This is a genomic window from Clostridium sp. 16K-1-R1, from assembly GCF_023921145.1.
Taxonomy (GTDB): domain Bacteria; phylum Bacillota; class Clostridia; order Clostridiales; family Clostridiaceae; genus Sarcina; species Sarcina perfringens.
Window position 1 is genome coordinate 1952895 of sequence record NZ_CP046515.1, and the last position, 20946, is coordinate 1973840.

Here is a 20946-nt window from a genome sequence, read left to right on the forward strand (position 1 = left end):
AGAAAGGATAGTAATACTAAAAAATAAGTATTACTATCCTTTTTTTTTTATATATCTGAATTTTTAATTTTATCTATAAATATTTCTAAGTTTTTAGAAATAAATTTATCCTTATGATATATAAGATATAAATCTCTACTTACCTTAATATCATCTATTTTTATTTCTTTAATTAAGCCTTCATTAATTCTTTCATCTATAGCTTTACAAGAAACACAGGATATACCAAGTCCTGTTTCTACAACTCTTACAATAGCCTCTGTATTTCCAAGTTCCATATATACATTGTAGTTGCACCCTTTGTTTATAAGATAATTTTCTATAATTTCTCTTGTACCACTTCCAGGCTCCCTCATAATAAATTTTTCATCTTCTAAGTCTTTTAAAGTTATTTTATCCTTTGAAAATATAGGATTATTAGGATTTGCTATAAATATTAACTCATCCTTTCCTATATCAAAAACTTCTAATTCATCTGATTTTACATATCCTTCTACTAAAGCAATATCAACCTTATTTTCCATAATAAGCTCTTCTATTAACTGTGTATTCTCTATTATTAAAGAGATTTCTATATTTTTATGTAACTCCTTGAATTCTTTTATTAACTCTGGAAGTATATATATACCTATTGTTGTACTTGCACCTATAACTATTTTCCCTTTTTGACCTTCTTTACTACTTCTAATGGTACTATTTGCCTCTTCATAAAGGTTTAAAATTCTTCTACTATATTCAAAGTATACTTCACCCTCATGAGTGAGATAAAGCCTTTTACCTATTCTATCAAAAAGTTTAACATCAAGATCACTTTCTAATTCAGCTATGGCTTGACTTATAGATGGCTGACTTATATACATAGACTTAGCTACTTTAGTCATATTTAAACATTTAGCTGTTTCAAAAAATATTTTTAACTTTCTAAAATTCATTAAATCAATCCTTATTTATCATCTTTTACTTCTTCAAAATCAACATCAATAACAGGGCCATCATCTTGCATATCAGCCTCTGATTTCTTTTCTTCTTTTGTAAATGTGTAAGTATAAGTTTCTGTTTTTTCTTTTTTGTTTTTATTAACATACTTTCTTATAAATTTAAAGTACACCCATCCTATAAGGATCAGTATTGCAACTCCTATTAAAACATAAGGTAATACCCAAATTGCAAAAGCGAATATAAGTATTGTAACAATTATTCCTAATAATATTCTTAAATACTTCTCCATATATTATCACTCTCTTTTATATTTTTTATTTTATTAATTATAACATAAAGTGAAAGAAATAAAAAACAATTATTCCTTTCTAATTTGTAACCTAATGTGCTTATATTTAATGCTTTTTTTGAAAATACTAATTAAGATGTTTTAAATATAGAAATAATACTTAAGGAAGTGATAAAATGAAAAAATTTGTTTTTTTATTAATTACATTAATATTTTCTTTTTCAGCCTTAGCTACCTCTTCAAAACCTATTAAAGCAGCTGAATTAGAAGAAAGCACAAAAAAAATATTTTTAACCTTTGATGATGGCCCTGGTGGTAAGGTTACAGAAGAAATTTTAAACACCCTTAAAGAAAATGATGTAAAAGCTACATTTTTTTTAATAGGAGAACTAGTAGAAAAACACCCTGATTTAGTTAAAAGAATGAATGATGAGGGTCATTCCATAGGAGTACATACCTTTACCCATGAGAGAAATAAAATTTACAGAAATGACTCCTCATTCCTAGAAGAAAACTTAAAAGCTCAAGAAGCCATAGAAAAAGTTATTGGAAAGAAAGTATTTTCTCTTAGATTTCCATTTGGCTCTAATAATAGCACATATACCTTAAAAAAATCCTTAGTAGACTCCTTACATGAACAAGGCTTTAGAATATATGATTGGACAGTAGATAGCACTGATGCCCTTAATCCAAACCTAAGCCCAAGTTCTATAGTTCAAAAGTCAATTTCTAATTCTGATTATATTGTACTTTTAATGCATTGTGGGTATTCTAATAATAATTCTGCTAAAGCATTGCCATCAATCATAAAACATTTTAAATCAGCTGGATATAGCTTTGAATTAATAGATGAAAGTACTCCTGAAATTTATAGATTAAAAAATAAATGTTGAGATTCTCTCTCAACATTTATTTTGTTCCTAAGGATAAAATAGATTCAACTAAAGTTTTAGCTATGCATTCCCCTTTTTTAGCCACTTCAGATTCATCCTTAATATTTAGATTTAAGTCTATTATTATACTTGGTTTATCCATATATAAAAGATTATAAACTTCTGCCTTCTTAACACCCTTATTCTTATAATTGCTTAATTCAAAAAATGAGCATATATTCTCTGCAAACTTTCTCCCCTTTGAATCAAATTCTTCTACAAAGCAAAATATTTCATTTGACTTTGAAAAATCAATATTTAAAGTGATATGCAAATCTGATTCACTTCTATTTACTCTTTTCACTATGCTTTTTAACTTTTCTCCATTTGAAATAAAAAATTCATTATAGGGAGTAAAATCAATAAACCTTAAATTATTTTGAGCTACTTCCTTCTTAAAAAAATAAAGAATAGTTCTTTGAATTTTTTCTTTTAAATCATCTGATGTATCTTTGTCTATAATATGCCCTTTACCTAAGTCCAAACTTATAATGGCACCTTGAGCTAAATACATATTATCCTCCTATGTTAAAGGGTTTTAATTTATAATATGTCATCAACTGCCAAAGTGCCATTATCTTACCTATTTCACTATATTTTTATTTATAATATTTAAAAATTAATAGTCTAACCTATTTTCTTACTATAGCCTTATGTCCATTTTCATAAATAACTAATTCTAATTGTGGATTAATTTCTTCAACAAAGGCTTTTATCCATGAATTTCTTAAATCATGAAACTCATTTACATCTCCTCCTACACTTTCCCAAAATCTTTCATGTAGGTCTCTACTCATATGCCATACTATTTTTTCAGGAGAATTTTCTAAAATCTCATTAATTCTATCACAAGGCATACCATCTAATATATAATCATTTAAAGAATTATACACTTCTAAAACATTTTCCCCATCTATTTGCCCTTTGCACTCATCTGCATTTATTTTTCCATGGTTTTCATAAAGCTCTATAAGCTCCTTCTTTACTCCCTTATCTTCCTTTAACATATTAGTTATATAATATGCGCATCTACTCTCAGCTGAATTTATTCTTCCTTCTAACCAACCATGTATATTACTTTCATCTATTATTTCATCTAAAGGTTTATTTGGAGTTTTTTCTCCAAAATTTAAATTTGTATAAGAAACCCACTCCTCTACTGGCATATTTCTTTCCTTTGCTATTTTTAAAACTTCTTCCTCTAGATTTTCAAACCACTTTATTTTATCAAATAACCAAAAATGGATTTTTCCTAAAAATAAACTCATACTTTCACCTCTTAATATAATTTATAAGTCAATTATATTTTATCTTTCCCTATTCTTCTGTAACATAGGTTACCTTCAAGATAATTTCTGTAAACTTTTTGTAAATAAAATAGCTATTTCCTAATTAATAACGTTTCAAATCGTTCTACGAAATTGTAAATGTACCATTTAAGTAATATAATAGAAATCGACTGTTTTATAAGGAGTTGATATATTTCAATGTACAAACCAAAGTTAATTTCTCTTTTAGATGATAAAGAGAACGGATTTTCAAAAGAACAATTTTTTAAAGATTTAATCGCTGGGATAATAGTTGCTATTATAGCACTTCCCCTGTCTATTGCATTAGGTATTTCTTCAGGGGTGTCTCCTGAGAAAGGATTAATAACTGCAATCATAGCTGGATTTATAATTTCATTATTAGGAGGAAGTAGAGTTCAAATTGGTGGGCCTACTGGTGCCTTTGTTGTTATAGTATTTGGTATTATACAAAATCATGGAGTTGATGGACTAATAATTGCCACATTTATGGCTGGTATTATTCTTGTTTTATTTGGTTTATTACGATTTGGTAGCTTAATAAAATACATACCTTATCCAATAACGGTAGGATTTACTTCTGGTATAGCTGTAACTCTTTTCTCAACACAGGTTAAGGATTTTTTAGGACTTTCAATGACTAAAACTCCTTCTGAGTTTATACCTAAGTGGGAAGCTTACATATCTCATATGAACACTACAAACCTTTATACATTAGCTATAGGATTACTAGCACTTATTATTTTAATCTTTTGGCCAAAAATAAATAAAAAGATTCCAGGATCTTTAATAGCTTTAATAGTAACAACTTTAGTAGTATTTATATTTAATTTACCTGTTGCGACAATAGGAAGTCAATTTGGTAAAATAAGCTCAAATATTCCAATGCCTCATATTCCTAACCTAAATCTTAATACATTAAAAGCATTAATAGGACCTGCTTTTACAATAGCTCTTTTAGGTGGAATTGAATCTTTATTATCTGCTGTTGTTTCAGATGGTATGATTGGAGACAAGCATAATTCAAATGCAGAACTTATAGCACAAGGAATAGCTAATATGGGTTCTTCTCTATTTGGAGGAATTCCTGCTACTGGAGCAATTGCTAGAACTGCTGCCAATGTTAAAAATGGGGGAAGAACTCCTATTTCTGGTATAGTTCATTCAATAACTTTATTACTTATAATGCTTGTATTTATGCCTCTTGCTAAATTCATTCCATTAACTACTTTATCAGCAATATTAATAATTGTTTCATACAACATGAGTGAATGGAGAACTTTTAAAGCAATACTTAAGGCTCCTAAAAGTGATATAGCTATATTACTAACAACATTTTTCTTAACAGTATTATTTGATTTAGTAATTGCTATAGGAATAGGAATGGTAGTTTCTATGTGCTTATTTATGAGAAGAGTTGCTACTTCTATAGAAGTAAATGAATTAAATGAAAGTGACTGTTCTGATAAATCTAATATAGATACTGATATGGAAAATCTTAAGGTTGGAGAAAATGTCTTAGTCTATGATATAAGAGGTCACCTTTTCTTTGGTGCTGTAGATACATTTATGAATACAATGAAGGAAATAAATGATGATGCAAAGGTTCTTGTTTTAAGAATGAGACATACTAAGACTTTAGATGTTACAGGATATAAACAAATAAAAAATATAGCTCTAAGTTGTAAGTCTCGTAATATGACTTTAATAATATCTGAATTACAAGAACAGCCAAAAAAAGTTATGAGACTTATGGGATTTATAGATACTTTAGGTGAAGATCACTTTGCTACAAATTTTGATGAAGCTTTAGAAAAAGCAAATTCTTTAATTTAAAATAAAAGACACTAGTAATTACTAGTGTCTTTTTCATTTTCTATTCTTCAGATTCTATATTTTGTAACTCTAATTCTAAGTTTTCCATATCTTTTTTATTTTTTTGGTTTTTATCATATAACAGTGATGCTACAAAAGCACTTCCTGCTAGGGCTAATAGAGCAAGTTTTCCTTTTTTTATTTTTTTACTCATAATCTCACCTCACCACATTTATATATTTATGTAGGATTAAAGTTTAAGCCTACAAGAAAATACAAAATATTTTATTCTATTTATTTAAATCGTATTTTTCTTCTTCCCAAGTTGTTTTCTCTAATTTAGCTAAAACAGTATCTAAAGCCATGTCTGGATGAATTGTTTCCTCATGTGATATTGTTATATTAGACATAGTCATAGCAAATTTAACAATATCCTCTATAGGCATTTTATTCATATATCCGTATCCTAATCCAGCTACAAAAGAGTCCCCTGCTCCTGTAACATTTTTAACATCAACTTCTGTTGCCTTTATTTTACCGCAAGATACACCGTCATTATAGAATATACCGTCAGCATCTAAACTTATAAATACCTTTTTAATTCCTAAACCTAAGAAATAATTACTTGCCTTTATTAAGTCATCTGTATCTGTTATAGGGAAACCTGCTAATATTTCTGCTTCATGTCTATTAGGTTTTATTGTATGGAAATCCTTTATAAGATGTTTTACCCAGCTTGCTTTTTCTGCTGATACTGGATCTAAGATAAAGTTAGTTTTATCCTTAAAGTTCTTTAATAAATATTCCATTATTTCTGGATTATCAGAATCTAAAACTGTATATTCAGCATTCTCAAAGATTTCTCTTTTAGAATCTATGAAATCAGTATTCATAGCTCCTATACTTTTCATATCTGCAATAGCAGAAACCATTTCACCATTTTCATCTAAAATAGCTAAGTAAGTTGGAGTGCTTCCACCTTCTATTACCATAGAATCATCCATATGATATCCTATTTTCTTTGAGTGCTCTACTATACTCTTTCCATGCTCATCATTACCTAATATGGACATAAAATTAGTATTTACGCCTACTCTTGCCATATTTTCAGCAATGTTTCTACAAACGCCCCCAAAAGATATCTTTACATGACCTGGTGTTGAGTTATAGGGTCTATAACTGGCCTTACTAAATCCAAACACATCCACTACAGAAGCTCCAAATACCAATAAATATGGTTCTTTTCTTAAGTTCATTTAATTAATCCTCCCTATTTTAAAAAACATAAATTATAATTATTCAGCAACAAACTGATTGTTTTCTCTATTATATATGTATCCACAGTCTTTAAGTCTTTGTCCAATAATATCTTTTTCAATTCCTAAATCATCACACAAACTTTCTATATCACTATAGTAATCTCTTAATTTTAAATTTATAATACTAAGTAACATATATGGATCCATCTCTCTATAATTACCAATGTCCATTTAAAAAATCTCTCCTTTAAAAAGTGCTTTAATATTATTATATACAACTTATTTAACTTCTACAATTTTTTATTTAATTTATTATCATATTTTTATTTAATTTATTATCACATTTTAATAAATCTGCATAGTATGTTATTAGGTTAATTATACTAACTTAACCTCCTGTTTAAAAAATCACTATAACTCTTACTATACTATATTTACTTCTTTGCATTTACAATAAAAACCGTTGATAATCAACGGTTTTTATTGTTTTATATATTTTTTCTTTTACTTTTTATTTCAAATATTAAAAATAATAAAAGTGTACTTAACTCAGTTATTGGAATTGTTAGCCATACTCCATAAACCCCTATAATTCTTGGTAAGACTATTATAAATATAATAACAAATACTAATCCTCTAAGTGTTGATAAAAGAGATGATTCCTTTGATTTTTCAACTGCTTGTAAATAAGCTATGTTAAGTATGTTGCTTCCATTAAATAAGAATGCTATAAAGTATAGATATATTCCCTGTCTAGTTATACTTAATAATCTTCCCCTATCACTTGTAAATAGTCCTATCATTTGATTTGGTAATAATAGTCCCATACCTAGAAAACCTACACCTAAAATTAGTACTATTATTCTTGTTAACCTTAAGAATTCTTTAACACGTTCTTCCTTTTTAGCTCCAAAATTTACGCTTATTAAAGGTTGAACCCCTTGGGATACTCCATTAAAGACTGCCATGAATATTAAAACTATGTTTGTAATTATTCCATAGGCTGAAACTCCTAAGTCTCCTTCAAATTTATATATTACAATATTAAAAATAAATATGACAAAGCCTGCTGATATTTCATTTAAGAAACTAGGCACTCCATTTTTAAGTACCTTTCCTATATTATCTAAATTTATTCCTCCAAGTTCTATATGCATGGTATTATTTTTCTTTATAAAATGTATTGATAAAACTCCTAAGGCTACCAATTGCCCTATAGATGTTGCTAAAGCTGCTCCAAACATTCCTAGATTAAATATATATATAAATACATAGTCTAGTACTATATTAGTTGTATTTGATCCTATTACTGCATACATAGCTAATTTAGGCTCTCTATCATTTCTAACAAAAACAATAAATGCAGATGCAAAAATAAAAGCAGGATTAAAGGCTAAAATAATCTTTAAATATTCTTTAGCTAAAGGAAAGGTTGCTTCTGAAGCTCCAAGCATATAAACTATTTTATCTAAAAAGAAAACTTCTAATAAACTTATTATTATACAAAATATGATAGTTGCAAATACTGCCGAAGTAAATATTCTATTTACCCTATGGAATTTTTTTTGCCCCATAGCTACGGATAGGGCTGTTGCTCCTCCAACTCCAATAGTAAGCCCTATGGCACTATATAAATTATATATTGGCAAGGCTATATTTAGTGCAGCTAAGCCTAATTCTCCGATTTTATGACCTATAAACATGGTGTCAAATAATATACACACTGATAAGCCTAACATTCCTGCAACTGAAGGTATCATATATTTTCTTAATAATGTACTTTCTTTATCCTGTAGTAAATCTAATTTTTTGCTCATTGTACCCCTCCTTTATAATCTTATTCTTTTAAAATAAGTAGAATTTTATCTTCTATATTATTTTTTTCTTTTGATTTTTGTACATCTTTAAATTTATCCATTAAACTAACTGGGTTACCACCTAATAAAAATATATTATCTCCTAAGCTTAAGGCCTCATTTATGTCATGGGTAACCATTATAACTGTATTATTTTTTTCTAAATGATTTTTTTTAAATATCTCAATAATATCTTCTTTGCTACTTTTATCTAAGGATTTAAAGGGTTCATCCATTAAAAGGAGTTCTCCATTATAAAGAAGTGCCCTAGCTATATTTGCTCTTTGCCTCATACCTCCACTTAACTCTTTAGGATATGAGTTCATACAATCCCCTAGTTCAACTTCTCTTAGGATATTTTTAATTTTTTCTTTTCTTTCATCCTTTGCGTAAGTTTTTAATAAGGGAAGTTCCATGTTAGTGTATATACTATTCCATTCAATAAGCCTATCCTCTTGAAACACATAGGCTATTTTTTTAGGAACTCCTATAATTTCGCCTGAGTTAATCTCTTCAAGATTAGCTATTATATTTAATAAAGTGCTTTTTCCACACCCAGATTTCCCTAAAATACAGTTTATTTTTCCCTCTTCAAAGGTTAAAGAAAATTTATCATATATTTTTTTACTTCCAAAATTCTTTTCTATATTTATTAATTTAATACTCATTTTATTTCATCCACCTAAAAACTCTACCATCAATAGTTTTTTGTATTAAAGAAAAAATTATTCCTATAATAATTACTACTATTATCCATGCAAATACCATATTAGTATTTAAATAATTCTTTTCCACAAAAAGTGCCGTTCCTATACCATATTTAGGTTGTCCAATAACTTCTCCTCCAACTACTAACTTCATAGTTAGGGAAAAGGTTGAAACCATTATTCTACATATGGCAAAACTTATGCTTGGCAAATATATATTCTTTATTAAATTACCCATACCAATCTCATAAACCTTAGCCATCTCTAGTATATTTTTGTCTATATTTAATATAGCTCCTATTATGGCATCATAAAATATAGGAAAACTCATTACAAACCCAACTAATATAGGAGCTATGCCTTGACTTAACCAAATTAAAGCAAGTATTATAAAGCCTATTGTTGGTAAAGATCTCATTACATTTAATATAGGTATCATAAAATTATAAACATATTTATTAAAAGCACTAAACACACCTAAAAATAAAGCAATAACTAAGGCTAAGGTAAAACTTATGAAAGTTCTTCCTAAAGTACTTATTATTATTTTGAAAAAATCATTTGATTTTATTACTTCAATTAACCCCTTAAACGTTAAATAGGGAGAAGGTAATATTACCTCACTCCCTATAATCATACTAGCTAATTGCCATAAAATAAAAAGTATAACTGAAGATAAAAATATTAATTTCTTATTTTTGTAAGAAAATTTCTTCATTTATCTTTTTACCTCCTATAGCTTTAGGCTCTAAGCTGTAAATCTTGTCATAATATTTAATATATTCACTTTCACTATCTAAAGCACTTACGTAATTTAAATTTGCTCTTTCTAGAGATTTAGCTATTATTTCTTTTTTGCCTGTTATGCCAACTTCTTCTGCAAAGGCACCTGCTTCTTCTTTATTTTCATTTGCCCACTTAGTACTATTATCTATTTCCTTTAAGATCTTTTGAACAGCCTCTGAATTATTTTTTGCTAGGTCCTCTTTAACTATAACACTAGACTGAGGATATCCCATTTTTGAATCACTCATTTTTTTCCACTGTTCATTTAATGATGCTACTATTTTTGTTTCTGGTTTCTTTGTCATTATTTGAGTTAACATAGGTTCTGGAACAACTGCATATTTAGCTTTTCCCTCTATAAATAAAGGAGCTAATTCTGAAGCTGCATTTACATAACTTAATGTTAAATCTTTTTCAGGATTTATTCCATCATTTTGAAGTAATATCTTAAATATTAAATCTGGAGTCAATCCTTGACCAACATTGTAAACATCTTTTCCTTTAAGATCTTCTAAGCTATTAACAGAATCATCACTGCTTATAACATATAATGAACCAAAACCTACTGTTCCTGCAAGTTTATATTTAGCTTCCTTGTTATATGCAATAGCAGCTACATTTGAAGGAACTATACATATATCTCCCTCTCCTTTTAACACCTTAGAAACTAAAGCATCTGATCCCTTTACTATTGAATAATTTATATCTAAGCCTTTTATTATTTCTGGTTTTTCTTTTATCATTTTAACTATACTAATAGCTGGAAGTCCATCTGGTACTACTATTTCTATGGATGTTTTTTCTTCTGGTGCCTTAGCTTCTTCTTTCTTAGAAGTATTACATCCTACTAATATACTTAATGAAAATAATACCATTAGACCTAATGATAAAAACTTATTTAATTTTTTCACCCCTGCACCTCCATATAATAAATTTTCTATGTTTTATTTTGCCACTTATTCATTATTTTTTCAATATATATCTATTTTTTTCCTTGAATTTCTGGCACTGGTTCTTCATTATTCTTTTTAGGTGCTTTAAATCTTTTTGAATTCCAAGAAGATTGTTGATCTTTCTTTGCCATAAATCTCACCTCCTCATCTTAAATCAGTTTTATTTTATGAGTAAAGGCTTATTTTATTCATGGCAAAATTAATCTACTTGTTTTCTCTCATTCTAGTTATTAATTCACTTTCTATAAGTTCTGATTTGGAAAAACCTTTTCTAAAATATCTTATTTGCTTATACTTTATCCCATTCATTTCAAAATCTAAAACATCTATTCTATCACCACTATAAGTAAAAGGATCCCTTCTTCCTTTAACATAAACTAAAAGTTCCATTCTTTAACTTCTCTCCTTTAAAAAATCTATAATGATTTTAATTATAGCACATTTTTCATTTTTATGAATATCTTCTTTATGATGTTCATATTTTAAATATATTATTTAAAATACTAAAATAAGCTTTGGTGGAAAATAACTTTCATCTCTAAAAATTATTCTCATCCAAAGCTTTTTATTAAAAGTAAATTTTTCTATTCTCTTTAGCCTTCTGCATTTTGAAGCTCGTAAATTTCCTCTATTGTTATACCTAGCTTTTCTGATATTAACTCAGGTGATAATATGCCTGCAAGGCTTTTTGCTATTCTTAATTGCTCTTCTTTTCTTGCATTTTTAACAGCTAAATCTCTTTCTTCATTATATAATCTCTCAATCTTAGTCATTTCTAACAACTCCTTAAGTTCTCTTGCTTCTTCTTCACTAATAAACTTATCTGTAGATTCAATTATTCCATTTAATATAATTGCCTCATCTCTTTCAGATTTTATTGATTTTGCTAACTGAACACAATCTCTTAAAATATTGCTATCATCATGCTCACTCTTCATAAGTGGCAACATTATGAATTTTATCTTATCAGCTTGAGTTAAATTATCTTCTAAAACCTTCTCCTTTAACTCTTTTAAAACTTTCTCCGCAGTTAGCTTATTCATAAATATGCTTTCTGAACAAATAAGTATATCTCCAAAACTTAATGTGTTTCTAGCTTCTTTTACACTTGAATTATAAATTATAGCCATTCTAACCTTTGGAAAGGCTCCTCTATGCTTATAATATCTCTTTATAACCTTAACAGCCACCTCTAAGTATATAAACATATTTTCATCTATATTTTTTTCATCCTCATATCCAAAAAGTAAAATAGAGCCATCTTCTAAAATAAATATTTCATTAGGACCTCCCTCTGAGACTTCATTTTCAAAAAAGTTTCTTGGTAGCCTGTCCATTATTTTAGGCATATCATTAACTCCTAAAATTTCTAGTGGTTTTCCTTTATAAAGTTGTCCCATAAGCTTATATAAAATATCCTTAGCTCCGTAACTTATGTTAGTTCTTCCCATGTTTTTATCACCCTCACTTTGTTGAGAATATATTCTTTTCAATTATTATATCACATTTTATTTACATATATATTTCATCTATGCCTAAATTAAAAAGTTTTTATTAAATAGCAGTTATAAAATTATATATATTTAGTCCTATAATTAAAATTGTTATAGTATTAAAAACTCTTAATATTATTTCATTACTAAAGATTCTATTAAATTTTGCCCCTATAAAACCTCCTAAAACACCTCCAAATATCATATATGGAAGCATGGATAGATCATACCCAGAAAAGCCAGTTCCAAAAGCAATAGTTAAAAGTTTAGATGCTTGAGAAAATAGTATTATAAGGACAGAATCTCTAGCAGCATTCTTAGCTTCCATGGAAAAGAATATTGTTAAAAAGGCAACATTTATTGGTCCTCCCCCAATACCTAGAAAGGATGCTATTAATCCTAAAAATATCCCAATTATAGTGCTTAAAATAAAGTTATCAATTTTGTAACTCTTAAACTTTTCTTTATTATTCATGTATATATAAACAAATATTAATAACAATGCTAAAATTCCACTTTGCACTAAAGATACAATTCTTCCTTGAACAATTTTTAATATAAAAGTTAATAACTTTTGTCCTAATAATCCTCCAATTACAGAACCAATACCTAATAGCCCAGTATTTTTTATATCAATCTTACTTTTATAAGATAATTGTTTGATTACCGAAACTAAGGCCATAGAAAAAATAGTACATGCTGATAAAACTCCAATAGTTTCTATATTGTAGTCTCCTAAGAAATCTAAAACTGGCTTTATTATTACTCCTCCACCAAGTCCAGCCATTGATCCACAAATTGTTGATAATAGAGCCACTAAAAAATATATTAAAACCATATTACCACTTCCTTAAATTAAGCTATTTATATTATTTTAAAATTCTCATCTATTATATTCTTTTACATTCCCTCCTTTCCATATTTAATTTAAAAAGCTCGCCTAAACTCACCTAAAAACTCTATATTTATATATTACAACAAAGTATTTCAAAAAGCTTAAACCCTAAATTGTTTACATAAGAAATCTTATGTAGTATGTTATACTTATATATTACACTATAAGGAGATATATTATGGAAACATTAAATGATTTATTGAATTTAGAGTTAAATAAATGTAGTATTTTTGACATAACAGAAGAACACTTAATCTTACTTAAAACAAAGGATTTTCACACTCAAAATAATTTTTATTTTTATCTTTATAATAAACTTACTTCTATAGAAAAGACAAAAAGAAAGGAACTTGCTTACTGCAATTATCTTATATCCTACTATTTATTTATAGTAATGATACCATTATATTATGAAGAATTAGCTTTTTATCATGGAAAGAAAGCCTTTCAGTTAGAAAACTCCACAAAATATATGGAATGGCTTTTATTATTTGGAACCTTAGAGAAACCTCTATTAACTTATGAGATTTGTTCTAATCTTGCGAAAGAAATTTTAAAAGAAAATCCTAATTCAACCTTAGCTAACTTCTTTCTTATGTAAGATATGAGAAAATAACTAATACTTTTCCTCTTATTTTAAAAGGATTTTCCTTTTAGATTTATTATTTTTCATATAAAATTTAAATTGGCTGTATTAAAATAATTAAAACTTAAATATATTATTTAATTTTCTAAGATTAATTAATAAATTTTAGTTTAACTTATTATTTTAATACAGCCATTTTTATTTACATACTAATTTTTATTTTAAAAATACATCTCCAAAGAAATATCCTGTAAATATAAATCCCAAATTCCACAAGAATATCCCTGGAGTAGAATAGATTAAAAACTTAAAGAAATTCATTCTTACTGAACCTGCTATAATAGAAACTATGGTTCTTAAAACAGGCAATAGTCTACAAAGAAAAACTCCAAAAAGTCCTTTTTCCTTTAAAATAGTACTGCTTTTTCTTATGGTTGGCTGAACCTTAGGAAACTTCAATCCTAATTTATCTAAGAGTATTGCCCCTCCATAATATCCTATTAAATATAGTACTATACTTCCTAAAACTCCAGCCACAACTGATATAAAAACCACAAGAACTATACTTTGATTATTTCTAGAAGCTAATATCCCCGCAGCAGGCATTATTATTCCAGCTGGTAGTCCTGGTAGATTTAAATATTCTAAAAATACTATTACAAATAACAAGGTTAAACCATAAGTTGCAAAATAATTTAGCACAGCATCTATGTCCATAAAACTTTCTCTTTCTCCTTTCATATAACCCCTTAATTTAATATTTTCCCCTAAAATCTAAATAAAATTCAATACACAAAATCAAAATCACAAACTAAAATCTTATCTTTCCTCCAAAGAAATATCCAACTACAATTCCTGTAAAGTTCCAGCAAAATATACCTGGTATAGAAAAAATAATAAACTTAAAAAAATTAACCTTTACAGTGCCACATATTAAGGATACATAGGTTCTAATAATAGGTATTAATCTACATATGAATATCCCTAAAAAACTATGCTTTTCTAGTATTTTTTCTGTTTTTTCAAGCTTATCTTCTATTTTAGGATGTTTAATTTTAATCTTTTCTAAAAGTGTTGATCCTACAAAATAACCTAACAAATATAATATTATACTTCCTACTAGACCTGCAATTAAGGATATTAGCATTACTTTTATTATTCCCTTATGAGCTTGTCCTGCAATTATGCCAGCCGCTGGCATTACTATACCTGTAGGCATTGCAGGTACGCAATATTCACCTACAACTATTAAAAATAATACAATTAACCCATATGTATGTATATAATACAAAATATCTTGCATGGTCATAAATACCACCATTCTTTCCTTAATTAATATTACCAAGTCAATATATAATATTATAACATATAACCACTTTTAATCCTTATTATTCCTATTTAGTAAATACAAAATAAAAAGGGTGTATAAAGACAAAATCTACTATAAAACTTATAAATATTATAAATATATTATCTAAAGTAGCTTTATAATATTAACCTATTATAATTTTACAATTATAAATTTAATAATTGTAAAAACTCATTTATAAGTTTTATCTTTTTGTCTTAATACATCCCATTTTTTAATTATCTATTTGCATACTTTTTATTTCTTTTAAAGATAATCCTGTTTTCTCAGCTATTACTTCATCATCTAATAGTCCTATAAGATTTCTAGCTATGTTTTGTCTTTCATAGGCAACAGCTTCATTTACTAATCCTTTTTGCTTTAACTCAGCCGTTGAATTTAATAAGGATTCTTCATCATAAAAATCTAAATAAGAATAATGTTCTCCATCAATATCCCATCCTAAAATAGAATCTACACTTACATTTTGTGCTGCTCTAAATATTGATTTATCTACTCCATCAAACTTTTCTTTAAACTCTTCAATCATATCTTTAATTTCAAAACGCTTATTACCTATTTTTTTAGCAGCTACCATACATGCACAGTTTAATGGCCATATTCCAGCTCTTTGAATCCATCTTTTTATATATTTTTCTTCTATATAATATAGAGGTCTTATAAGCTCTATTCCATCAAAATTAGCAGCTTTTAATTTTGGTAACATGGTTTTAAAGTTACCTGCATATAAAACATTAAGCATTGTTGTTTCTATAACATCATTAAAGTGATGTCCTAAAGCTAACTTATTACATCCAAGTTCCTTTGCCTTACCATATAATGATCCTCTTCTCATTCTTGCACACATATAACATGGATAATCCTTAGCTATTTTGTCTACAACTTGGAATATTCCTGAATCATAAATATGTACTGGTATATCTAAATATTTGCAATTATCCTCAAGTAACTCTCTGATTTGAGGATGATATCCTGGATCCATAGCTAAAAATACAAGTTCAAAGTTTATTTGACCATGTTTTTTTAACTCTTGAAAAAGCTTTGCCATTATTAAAGAATCTTTTCCTCCTGAAATAGCAATAGCTATCTTATCCCCTTCTTCTACTAATTTATAATCCTTTATAGCTTTTATAAATTTTGACCAAACTTGTTTTCTATATGTTTTAACTAAACTTCTCTCTATCTCAGCTAAAGGTCTTCTCTCATTAAATGGTACTAAAATCTCGCATCCTTCTCCTGCTACACCACTCATTTTAATCACCTCACTATATAAAACTCTTTTGTTATTATAACAATTTTATCTCTTTTTGTCTTTATAAAATGGTACTTAATTAAATCCCCTTCCTATTTAACTAAATTTATTTAAAAACTCATCCAAAATTAAACAAACTAAGTATTATTTGATGTATAATTGTTTATAAATAAGTTTTTATATAGGTATGATAAATAATAAAACTACAGCTGTTAAAATAATTCCAGTATCTAACAAACATCTAGGAGATATGGTTGACTTTTAGGCTCTGCTCCTATTATGAGAGTTTCACCTGGTAATTGTGATGACTTTATCTCTAGAGGTGGAAGAATTCCAGCTCCTGTTCACTCTTTAAAAAATTAATAAAGATATTCTACTTAATCATTTATAAATTAAAATTTATAAATAAGCTTATAAAAACAAACTAAATTTAAATAAACCTTACAAACTCCTTTAAGAATTACTAGGTTTTATTAAGAATTTAAATCCTAAAACTTATCTAGTTATTCCTTGAGATAATTTGTAAGGTTTATTATTAATTTTTATAAAATAGTTTATTTCTATATTAATAAAATTATCTTATTATAATATTTAATTTACCAAAATATTTTTTATTTATAAAATTAAATACAGGAACTCCTATTACTGTTATTATAACAAACTCACCTAAGGCAACCTGTCCCATTGATAAAACTAAAGGTAGTCCATAAACATAATTAAGCATCCAACCTATTATAATACCATTAAATATTGTTGGCCAAATTGAAGCAATCCATATAGCTTTCTTTCCTTTTATATATTTACCAGTTAAATAAATTCCCCAAACACTTATAAAGGTTGCAAAGGTTCCTAAAACAATATCAATAGTACCATTTGGCCCTAATATATTTGCTATGAAACATCCTAGGGTCAATCCTACTATATAATCTTTTTTATAAAAGGCTAAAAGAACCATAATTTCTGATATTCTAAATTGTGCCCCTAAATAACTTATAGGTGCTAAAGCTATTGTTAAGGTTGCATATAAAGCCGCAATAAGTGCTGATATAACTATTCTTTTTATATTTTTATCTGTCATATTTCCTCCTTAAAACATACAAATTCTAAAAGACTCCTAACTAAGATGTTTTAAGGAAGGTAAATAAACCTTAAATATATTATTTTAAATTTAAAACAATATATTTAAAGCTAAAAATAATTGCAAATAAAAAACCGTAGAAAATTCTACGGTTAAAAGCACACAAAATAAATCTTATATAAAAAATTATATAATGATACTTAAAACACCGTAGTTTTATTTAAAGACAGGAGGCTTTCGAACTGTCTATATATTATTTTTCCTAGTCATTATATAATATATATTCTTAAAAATCAATGTAAGATTTTATAATTTAGCTTTTATTATTTATTTTCGCTATGTAATTTTACATCTAACTTTTTACCATTAGAACTTATTGTTATGTCACCATCTCTGAAAGTTTCATAAACTGTTATGCCAGCTTTTTTAAGATTGCTCATAGTCTCTTTATGAGGATGACCATATTTATTATCTTTAGCGCAAGAAACTATGGCTATGCTTGGATCAACAGCTTTTAAAAACTCCTCACTAGTTGATGAGTGCGATCCATGGTGTCCTAACTTAAGCACATCAGCCTTTAAGTCCTTATTTTCATTTAAAATTTCTTTTTCTACTAAGCTTTCTGCATCTCCAGTAAACATAAAGGAATTTTGTCCATAGGATATTTTCATTACTGGTGAATAGTTATTTAGTTCTTCATACTGAGATTTAACTGGTGAATAAACCTGAACCTCTGTATCCTTTCCTAAATCAATCTTTGTTCCTTCTTTTATCTGCTTTATTTTTAATCCCTCATTTTTTACTGCCTTTAACATATTTTCATAAGTTTTTGTTGTATGTGCTACCTTAGGCGCATAAAAAGATTTAACATCAAAGTTTTCTAAAACTTCATCCATTCCCCCTATATGATCTTCATGAGGATGAGTTGCTATGGCTATATCTATAGTTTTTATGCCTCTATTTTTTAAATCTTTAACTAAGTCATTAGCTCCTGCATTAGTTCCTGCATCAATTAACATATTAATTCCATTTACCTGAATTAACTCACTATCACCTTGTCCAACATTTAAATATGTAACACTCAGTCCACTATATTCACTCTCTGCAGAACTCTTACTAATATTATTATTTTTCTGAGCTCCACATCCTGCAAAGCTTAAAACTGTAACTGTACTTATTATTGCTAATATTTTTTTAAACATTTTTCCTCCAAGAATCCTTTTTTTATAATATTAACACATTTTTAATTTTTTTGTAATTTAAAATATTTTTATAGGAAATATACCCCTTCTAAAATTAATATAAATATAATATAATTATAAATATAGTCAACAAATATATAAATAACAAAAAGAAGCATAGATTTTTTATCTAGGCTTCTTTTTCTTGATTTATAGGAATGAGCATTTTTAATATGAATTTGTCATCTAAAGGTTCTATAATTATTTCTCCATTATATTTTTCTAAAGCTAGTCTTATATTTTTAAGACCAATACCATGTAAAAACTTATCTTTTTTATCAGTTAAAAAATCTCCATTTAACTTTTTTATTTTATTTGTTTTAGAATTCTCGATTTTAATAACATAAAAATTATTTACACAATTACCTTTTAAACTTATGTATCTATTATTATATTTAATCTTTTTACAAGCTTCAATTGCATTATCAATGCAATTAGAGAAAATTGTACATATATCAAAGTACTCAATAAAATTAACCTTTGAAAAATCTATAAAAACCTTTAAAGAAATATTGTTTTCTACACATTTTTCTCTCTTATTATTTAATATTACATCTAACACTTCATTTCCAGTATTAAATCCTAAGTTTAGCTTGTCTATTTCTGAATTAAGACTATCTATATATTTTTTTCTTATACCTGTTTCTTTGTTATTTCCTTCAATACAGGCTATGTGATTTTTAATATCATGATAAAGTCTCTTTACTTTTTCTTGATTATCTTTTAAATTAGAATAATATTTATATTCCACTTCTAACTTGTCCTTTATAAATTCATTTTCTAATTTTAATTTGTTATTTTTTATTATTTTACTAACAATAAACATTAAGGACATATTAGATAATAACAATAATATTGAAACAAAGAATATGGATACATTATCTCCAAAGCCCTCTCGTCCCCCCTTAAAGGCATATCCAAATATAACTAAAATAATAATTATATTAGTAGCTATAGGAGTAAGAATATAAATAAAATCTTCCTTTCCAATATCTACACGAAACTTTAAACATCTAACAACCATTATTAAAGATATTAAAATAACCTTTGATAATATCATAGTTTCCATCCTATAGATATTTTTACCTAAAAGATCTGATACATTAACTAAACTATTTATTTTTACTATAAAAGAAATAGATAGAGCTTCTACTGTAAGCATAAATAACCAAAATATTAATGAGATCATAATACATTTTATATTGTTTACTCTAAAATTAAATTTATAATATATTAAACCTATAAAAAAACATATTACTATTCTTTCATTTGGATATACATTTAGAACTTTTAATAAGATAGAAAAAATTATTATTACAATGAAGGAATAAACTTCTTGTTTATTTTTTCTTTTCTTAGGGCTAAATTGACTTATAATCAAATAAAAACTTACCCATTCTATAATCATGGAAGCATTCTCCATGAAGTCCCAAAACATTTGATTCATTAACATATTAAATCCCCTAAAAGGCTAGTTAACCTTAATTTTAAATTTTTCATTCTATGCTTACTTACAGGTAAAGTAAATTTATTTATTAAAAGATAATCCTTTTTAATCTCTTCTATCTTTATTAAATTTACAATATAACTAGTATGACATCTAAAAAAGCCCTTATTATTAAGCTCCTTTTCTAGTTTATTCATACTCATCTTTACTATGTAATCTTGAGAATTAGTATGTATTATTACCTTTCTCTCAAAAGTCTCAAGAAAAAGTATATCTTCTGTTCTAATCTTTAAAACATTATTTTTATCTTTTATTGTTATGTATGTATATCTTTTATGTAAAATATTTTCTACACAAGCTGTAACCTGCTCTTGTAGCTCCTTAAATTTAACTGGCTTTATTAAATATCTAAAAGCACGAACTTCATAACCTTTTTGAATATAATCCCATAAAGCAGTTATAAATATAATTTCAACTTTATCATCATACTTTCTAACCTTTCTAGCAGTCTCCATTCCTGTTAACTCACCCATTTGAATATCTAAAAAAAGCATGTCCAAATTTTCTGGATATTCCCTTAATAGATCCTCTCCTGTCTCAAAGGTTAAAAGTTTATACTCTACTCCTATTTCATCTAAAACTTTACTTAAATTATTTTTTAATTCTTCTCTTTGCAAGGAATTATCTTCACATAAGGCAATACTAAACATGTCTAATAATCTCCTTTTCAACTTATATTTCT

Annotated in this window: 23 protein-coding genes and 2 pseudogenes; 4 read left to right on the plus strand and 21 right to left on the minus strand. The window is 26.8% G+C overall.

All coding sequences use genetic code 11. From position 1 onward, the window contains the following. Positions 1-47: 47 nt before the first annotated feature. Positions 48-932: a selenium metabolism-associated LysR family transcriptional regulator gene (locus tag GOM42_RS08485; protein ID WP_087325657.1), complete on the minus strand. Its 885-nt coding sequence runs from the start codon at positions 930-932 to the stop codon at positions 48-50. Positions 933-943: 11 nt separating this feature from the next. Further along, a complete protein-coding gene (locus GOM42_RS08490; RefSeq protein WP_003454593.1) occupies positions 944-1228 on the minus strand; it encodes a hypothetical protein in 285 nt (94 codons plus the stop codon). Between the two features lie 176 nt (positions 1229-1404). On the opposite strand from GOM42_RS08490, the gene GOM42_RS08495 reads away from it, so the two are divergent. Beyond that, on the plus strand, positions 1405-2121 hold the full coding sequence (locus GOM42_RS08495; protein ID WP_003457278.1) for a polysaccharide deacetylase family protein: 717 nt from the start codon (positions 1405-1407) through the stop codon (positions 2119-2121). Between the two features lie 16 nt (positions 2122-2137). On the opposite strand, the gene GOM42_RS08500 is transcribed toward GOM42_RS08495, so the two are convergent. Then, positions 2138-2674, minus strand: a complete 537-nt coding sequence (locus tag GOM42_RS08500) for a hypothetical protein (protein ID WP_003457215.1) — start codon at positions 2672-2674, stop codon at positions 2138-2140. Positions 2675-2792: 118 nt separating this feature from the next. Beyond that, positions 2793-3428, minus strand: a complete 636-nt coding sequence (locus GOM42_RS08505; protein ID WP_003457193.1) for a hypothetical protein — start codon at positions 3426-3428, stop codon at positions 2793-2795. A gap of 219 nt (positions 3429-3647) precedes the next feature. Here GOM42_RS08505 and sulP point away from each other — a divergent pair, with 219 nt between their 5' ends. Beyond that, entirely contained in the window at positions 3648-5303 is a 1656-nt protein-coding gene (gene sulP / locus GOM42_RS08510; protein ID WP_003457300.1) for a sulfate permease, read from the plus strand. A gap of 40 nt (positions 5304-5343) precedes the next feature. Here the strand turns inward: sulP and GOM42_RS08515 are convergent, their stop codons facing one another. The 10 genes from GOM42_RS08515 to GOM42_RS08560 all read right to left on the minus strand — a co-directional run bounded on the left by GOM42_RS08515 (position 5344) and on the right by GOM42_RS08560 (position 13174). Then, complete coding sequence (locus GOM42_RS08515; protein ID WP_003457268.1) at positions 5344-5496, minus strand: hypothetical protein; 153 nt, start codon at positions 5494-5496, stop codon at positions 5344-5346. A 76-nt stretch (positions 5497-5572) separates the two neighbouring features. Beyond that, a complete protein-coding gene (locus tag GOM42_RS08520) occupies positions 5573-6538 on the minus strand; it encodes a carbohydrate kinase family protein (RefSeq protein ID WP_003454665.1) in 966 nt (321 codons plus the stop codon). Between the two features lie 39 nt (positions 6539-6577). Continuing rightward, positions 6578-6772 carry a DUF4250 domain-containing protein gene (locus GOM42_RS08525; protein WP_003454644.1) on the minus strand — a complete coding sequence of 65 codons (195 nt, stop codon included), beginning with the start codon at positions 6770-6772 and terminating at the stop codon, positions 6578-6580. 257 nt (positions 6773-7029) lie between these two features. Continuing rightward, positions 7030-8358 carry an MATE family efflux transporter gene (locus GOM42_RS08530; RefSeq protein WP_003457235.1) on the minus strand — a complete coding sequence of 443 codons (1329 nt, stop codon included), beginning with the start codon at positions 8356-8358 and terminating at the stop codon, positions 7030-7032. A gap of 20 nt (positions 8359-8378) precedes the next feature. Next, positions 8379-9065: an ABC transporter ATP-binding protein gene (locus GOM42_RS08535; RefSeq protein WP_011590858.1), complete on the minus strand. Its 687-nt coding sequence runs from the start codon at positions 9063-9065 to the stop codon at positions 8379-8381. 1 nt (position 9066) lies between these two features. After that, positions 9067-9822, minus strand: coding sequence for an ABC transporter permease subunit (locus GOM42_RS08540; RefSeq protein ID WP_003474008.1), 756 nt, complete (start codon positions 9820-9822; stop codon positions 9067-9069). Continuing rightward, positions 9797-10801, minus strand: a complete 1005-nt coding sequence (locus tag GOM42_RS08545) for an MqnA/MqnD/SBP family protein (RefSeq protein ID WP_003457296.1) — start codon at positions 10799-10801, stop codon at positions 9797-9799. The genes GOM42_RS08540 and GOM42_RS08545 overlap by 26 nt, the downstream gene beginning before the upstream one ends. 246 nt (positions 10802-11047) lie before the next feature. Continuing rightward, positions 11048-11233: a hypothetical protein gene (locus tag GOM42_RS08550; protein WP_003457312.1), complete on the minus strand. Its 186-nt coding sequence runs from the start codon at positions 11231-11233 to the stop codon at positions 11048-11050. Positions 11234-11436: 203 nt separating this feature from the next. Beyond that, positions 11437-12294 (minus strand): hypothetical protein, encoded by an 858-nt coding sequence (locus GOM42_RS08555; protein WP_003454637.1) that lies wholly within the window; start codon positions 12292-12294, stop codon positions 11437-11439. A 103-nt stretch (positions 12295-12397) separates the two neighbouring features. Next, a complete protein-coding gene (locus tag GOM42_RS08560; protein WP_087325656.1) occupies positions 12398-13174 on the minus strand; it encodes a sulfite exporter TauE/SafE family protein in 777 nt (258 codons plus the stop codon). Positions 13175-13409: 235 nt separating this feature from the next. On the opposite strand from GOM42_RS08560, the gene GOM42_RS08565 reads away from it, so the two are divergent. After that, positions 13410-13832 carry a hypothetical protein gene (locus tag GOM42_RS08565; RefSeq protein ID WP_011590861.1) on the plus strand — a complete coding sequence of 141 codons (423 nt, stop codon included), beginning with the start codon at positions 13410-13412 and terminating at the stop codon, positions 13830-13832. A 201-nt stretch (positions 13833-14033) separates the two neighbouring features. Here the strand turns inward: GOM42_RS08565 and GOM42_RS08570 are convergent, their stop codons facing one another. From GOM42_RS08570 to GOM42_RS08580, 3 genes and pseudogenes are all read right to left on the minus strand, one after another. Further along, entirely contained in the window at positions 14034-14558 is a 525-nt protein-coding gene (locus GOM42_RS08570) for a DedA family protein (RefSeq protein WP_003474005.1), read from the minus strand. 70 nt (positions 14559-14628) lie between these two features. Next, the gene (locus GOM42_RS08575; protein WP_003481611.1) at positions 14629-15120 is read right to left on the minus strand and encodes a DedA family protein; all 492 of its coding nucleotides are present in this window, start codon (positions 15118-15120) and stop codon (positions 14629-14631) included. Between the two features lie 454 nt (positions 15121-15574). Continuing rightward, positions 15575-16438: pseudogene (locus GOM42_RS08580) on the minus strand (ATP-binding protein); the annotation flags it as partial. 181 nt (positions 16439-16619) lie between these two features. Between GOM42_RS08580 and GOM42_RS08585 the strand changes: the two are divergent. After that, positions 16620-16801, plus strand: a pseudogene (locus GOM42_RS08585) (DUF711 family protein); the annotation flags it as partial. A gap of 211 nt (positions 16802-17012) precedes the next feature. On the opposite strand, the gene GOM42_RS08590 reads toward GOM42_RS08585, so the two are convergent. The 4 genes from GOM42_RS08590 to GOM42_RS08605 all read right to left on the minus strand — a co-directional run bounded on the left by GOM42_RS08590 (position 17013) and on the right by GOM42_RS08605 (position 20914). Next, positions 17013-17516 carry a QueT transporter family protein gene (locus tag GOM42_RS08590; RefSeq protein WP_110016193.1) on the minus strand — a complete coding sequence of 168 codons (504 nt, stop codon included), beginning with the start codon at positions 17514-17516 and terminating at the stop codon, positions 17013-17015. Positions 17517-17839: 323 nt separating this feature from the next. Then, entirely contained in the window at positions 17840-18718 is an 879-nt protein-coding gene (locus GOM42_RS08595) for a ComEC/Rec2 family competence protein (protein WP_087325655.1), read from the minus strand. A gap of 169 nt (positions 18719-18887) precedes the next feature. Next, positions 18888-20210 carry an ATP-binding protein gene (locus tag GOM42_RS08600; protein WP_110077165.1) on the minus strand — a complete coding sequence of 441 codons (1323 nt, stop codon included), beginning with the start codon at positions 20208-20210 and terminating at the stop codon, positions 18888-18890. Beyond that, on the minus strand, positions 20204-20914 hold the full coding sequence (locus GOM42_RS08605; RefSeq protein ID WP_003449818.1) for a LytTR family DNA-binding domain-containing protein: 711 nt from the start codon (positions 20912-20914) through the stop codon (positions 20204-20206). The genes GOM42_RS08600 and GOM42_RS08605 overlap by 7 nt, the downstream gene beginning before the upstream one ends. Positions 20915-20946 lie beyond the last annotated feature (32 nt).

What these genes read in the sequence shown, in the direction of transcription:
- GOM42_RS08485 (WP_087325657.1), bottom strand. Translation starts at nt 932, where the DNA reads ATGAATTTTAGAAAGTTAAAAATATTTTTTGAAACAGCTAAATGTTTA.
- GOM42_RS08490 (WP_003454593.1), bottom strand. Translation starts at nt 1,228, where the DNA reads ATGGAGAAGTATTTAAGAATATTATTAGGAATAATTGTTACAATACTT.
- GOM42_RS08495 (WP_003457278.1), top strand. Translation starts at nt 1,405, where the DNA reads ATGAAAAAATTTGTTTTTTTATTAATTACATTAATATTTTCTTTTTCA.
- GOM42_RS08500 (WP_003457215.1), bottom strand. Translation starts at nt 2,674, where the DNA reads ATGTATTTAGCTCAAGGTGCCATTATAAGTTTGGACTTAGGTAAAGGG.
- GOM42_RS08505 (WP_003457193.1), bottom strand. Translation starts at nt 3,428, where the DNA reads ATGAGTTTATTTTTAGGAAAAATCCATTTTTGGTTATTTGATAAAATA.
- sulP (WP_003457300.1), top strand. Translation starts at nt 3,648, where the DNA reads ATGTACAAACCAAAGTTAATTTCTCTTTTAGATGATAAAGAGAACGGA.
- GOM42_RS08515 (WP_003457268.1), bottom strand. Translation starts at nt 5,496, where the DNA reads ATGAGTAAAAAAATAAAAAAAGGAAAACTTGCTCTATTAGCCCTAGCA.
- GOM42_RS08520 (WP_003454665.1), bottom strand. Translation starts at nt 6,538, where the DNA reads ATGAACTTAAGAAAAGAACCATATTTATTGGTATTTGGAGCTTCTGTA.
- GOM42_RS08525 (WP_003454644.1), bottom strand. Translation starts at nt 6,772, where the DNA reads ATGGACATTGGTAATTATAGAGAGATGGATCCATATATGTTACTTAGT.
- GOM42_RS08530 (WP_003457235.1), bottom strand. Translation starts at nt 8,358, where the DNA reads ATGAGCAAAAAATTAGATTTACTACAGGATAAAGAAAGTACATTATTA.
- GOM42_RS08535 (WP_011590858.1), bottom strand. Translation starts at nt 9,065, where the DNA reads ATGAGTATTAAATTAATAAATATAGAAAAGAATTTTGGAAGTAAAAAA.
- GOM42_RS08540 (WP_003474008.1), bottom strand. Translation starts at nt 9,822, where the DNA reads ATGAAGAAATTTTCTTACAAAAATAAGAAATTAATATTTTTATCTTCA.
- GOM42_RS08550 (WP_003457312.1), bottom strand. Translation starts at nt 11,233, where the DNA reads ATGGAACTTTTAGTTTATGTTAAAGGAAGAAGGGATCCTTTTACTTAT.
- GOM42_RS08555 (WP_003454637.1), bottom strand. Translation starts at nt 12,294, where the DNA reads ATGGGAAGAACTAACATAAGTTACGGAGCTAAGGATATTTTATATAAG.
- GOM42_RS08560 (WP_087325656.1), bottom strand. Translation starts at nt 13,174, where the DNA reads ATGGTTTTAATATATTTTTTAGTGGCTCTATTATCAACAATTTGTGGA.
- GOM42_RS08565 (WP_011590861.1), top strand. Translation starts at nt 13,410, where the DNA reads ATGGAAACATTAAATGATTTATTGAATTTAGAGTTAAATAAATGTAGT.
- GOM42_RS08570 (WP_003474005.1), bottom strand. Translation starts at nt 14,558, where the DNA reads ATGAAAGGAGAAAGAGAAAGTTTTATGGACATAGATGCTGTGCTAAAT.
- GOM42_RS08575 (WP_003481611.1), bottom strand. Translation starts at nt 15,120, where the DNA reads ATGCAAGATATTTTGTATTATATACATACATATGGGTTAATTGTATTA.
- GOM42_RS08590 (WP_110016193.1), bottom strand. Translation starts at nt 17,516, where the DNA reads ATGACAGATAAAAATATAAAAAGAATAGTTATATCAGCACTTATTGCG.
- GOM42_RS08595 (WP_087325655.1), bottom strand. Translation starts at nt 18,718, where the DNA reads ATGTTTAAAAAAATATTAGCAATAATAAGTACAGTTACAGTTTTAAGC.
- GOM42_RS08600 (WP_110077165.1), bottom strand. Translation starts at nt 20,210, where the DNA reads ATGTTAATGAATCAAATGTTTTGGGACTTCATGGAGAATGCTTCCATG.
- GOM42_RS08605 (WP_003449818.1), bottom strand. Translation starts at nt 20,914, where the DNA reads ATGTTTAGTATTGCCTTATGTGAAGATAATTCCTTGCAAAGAGAAGAA.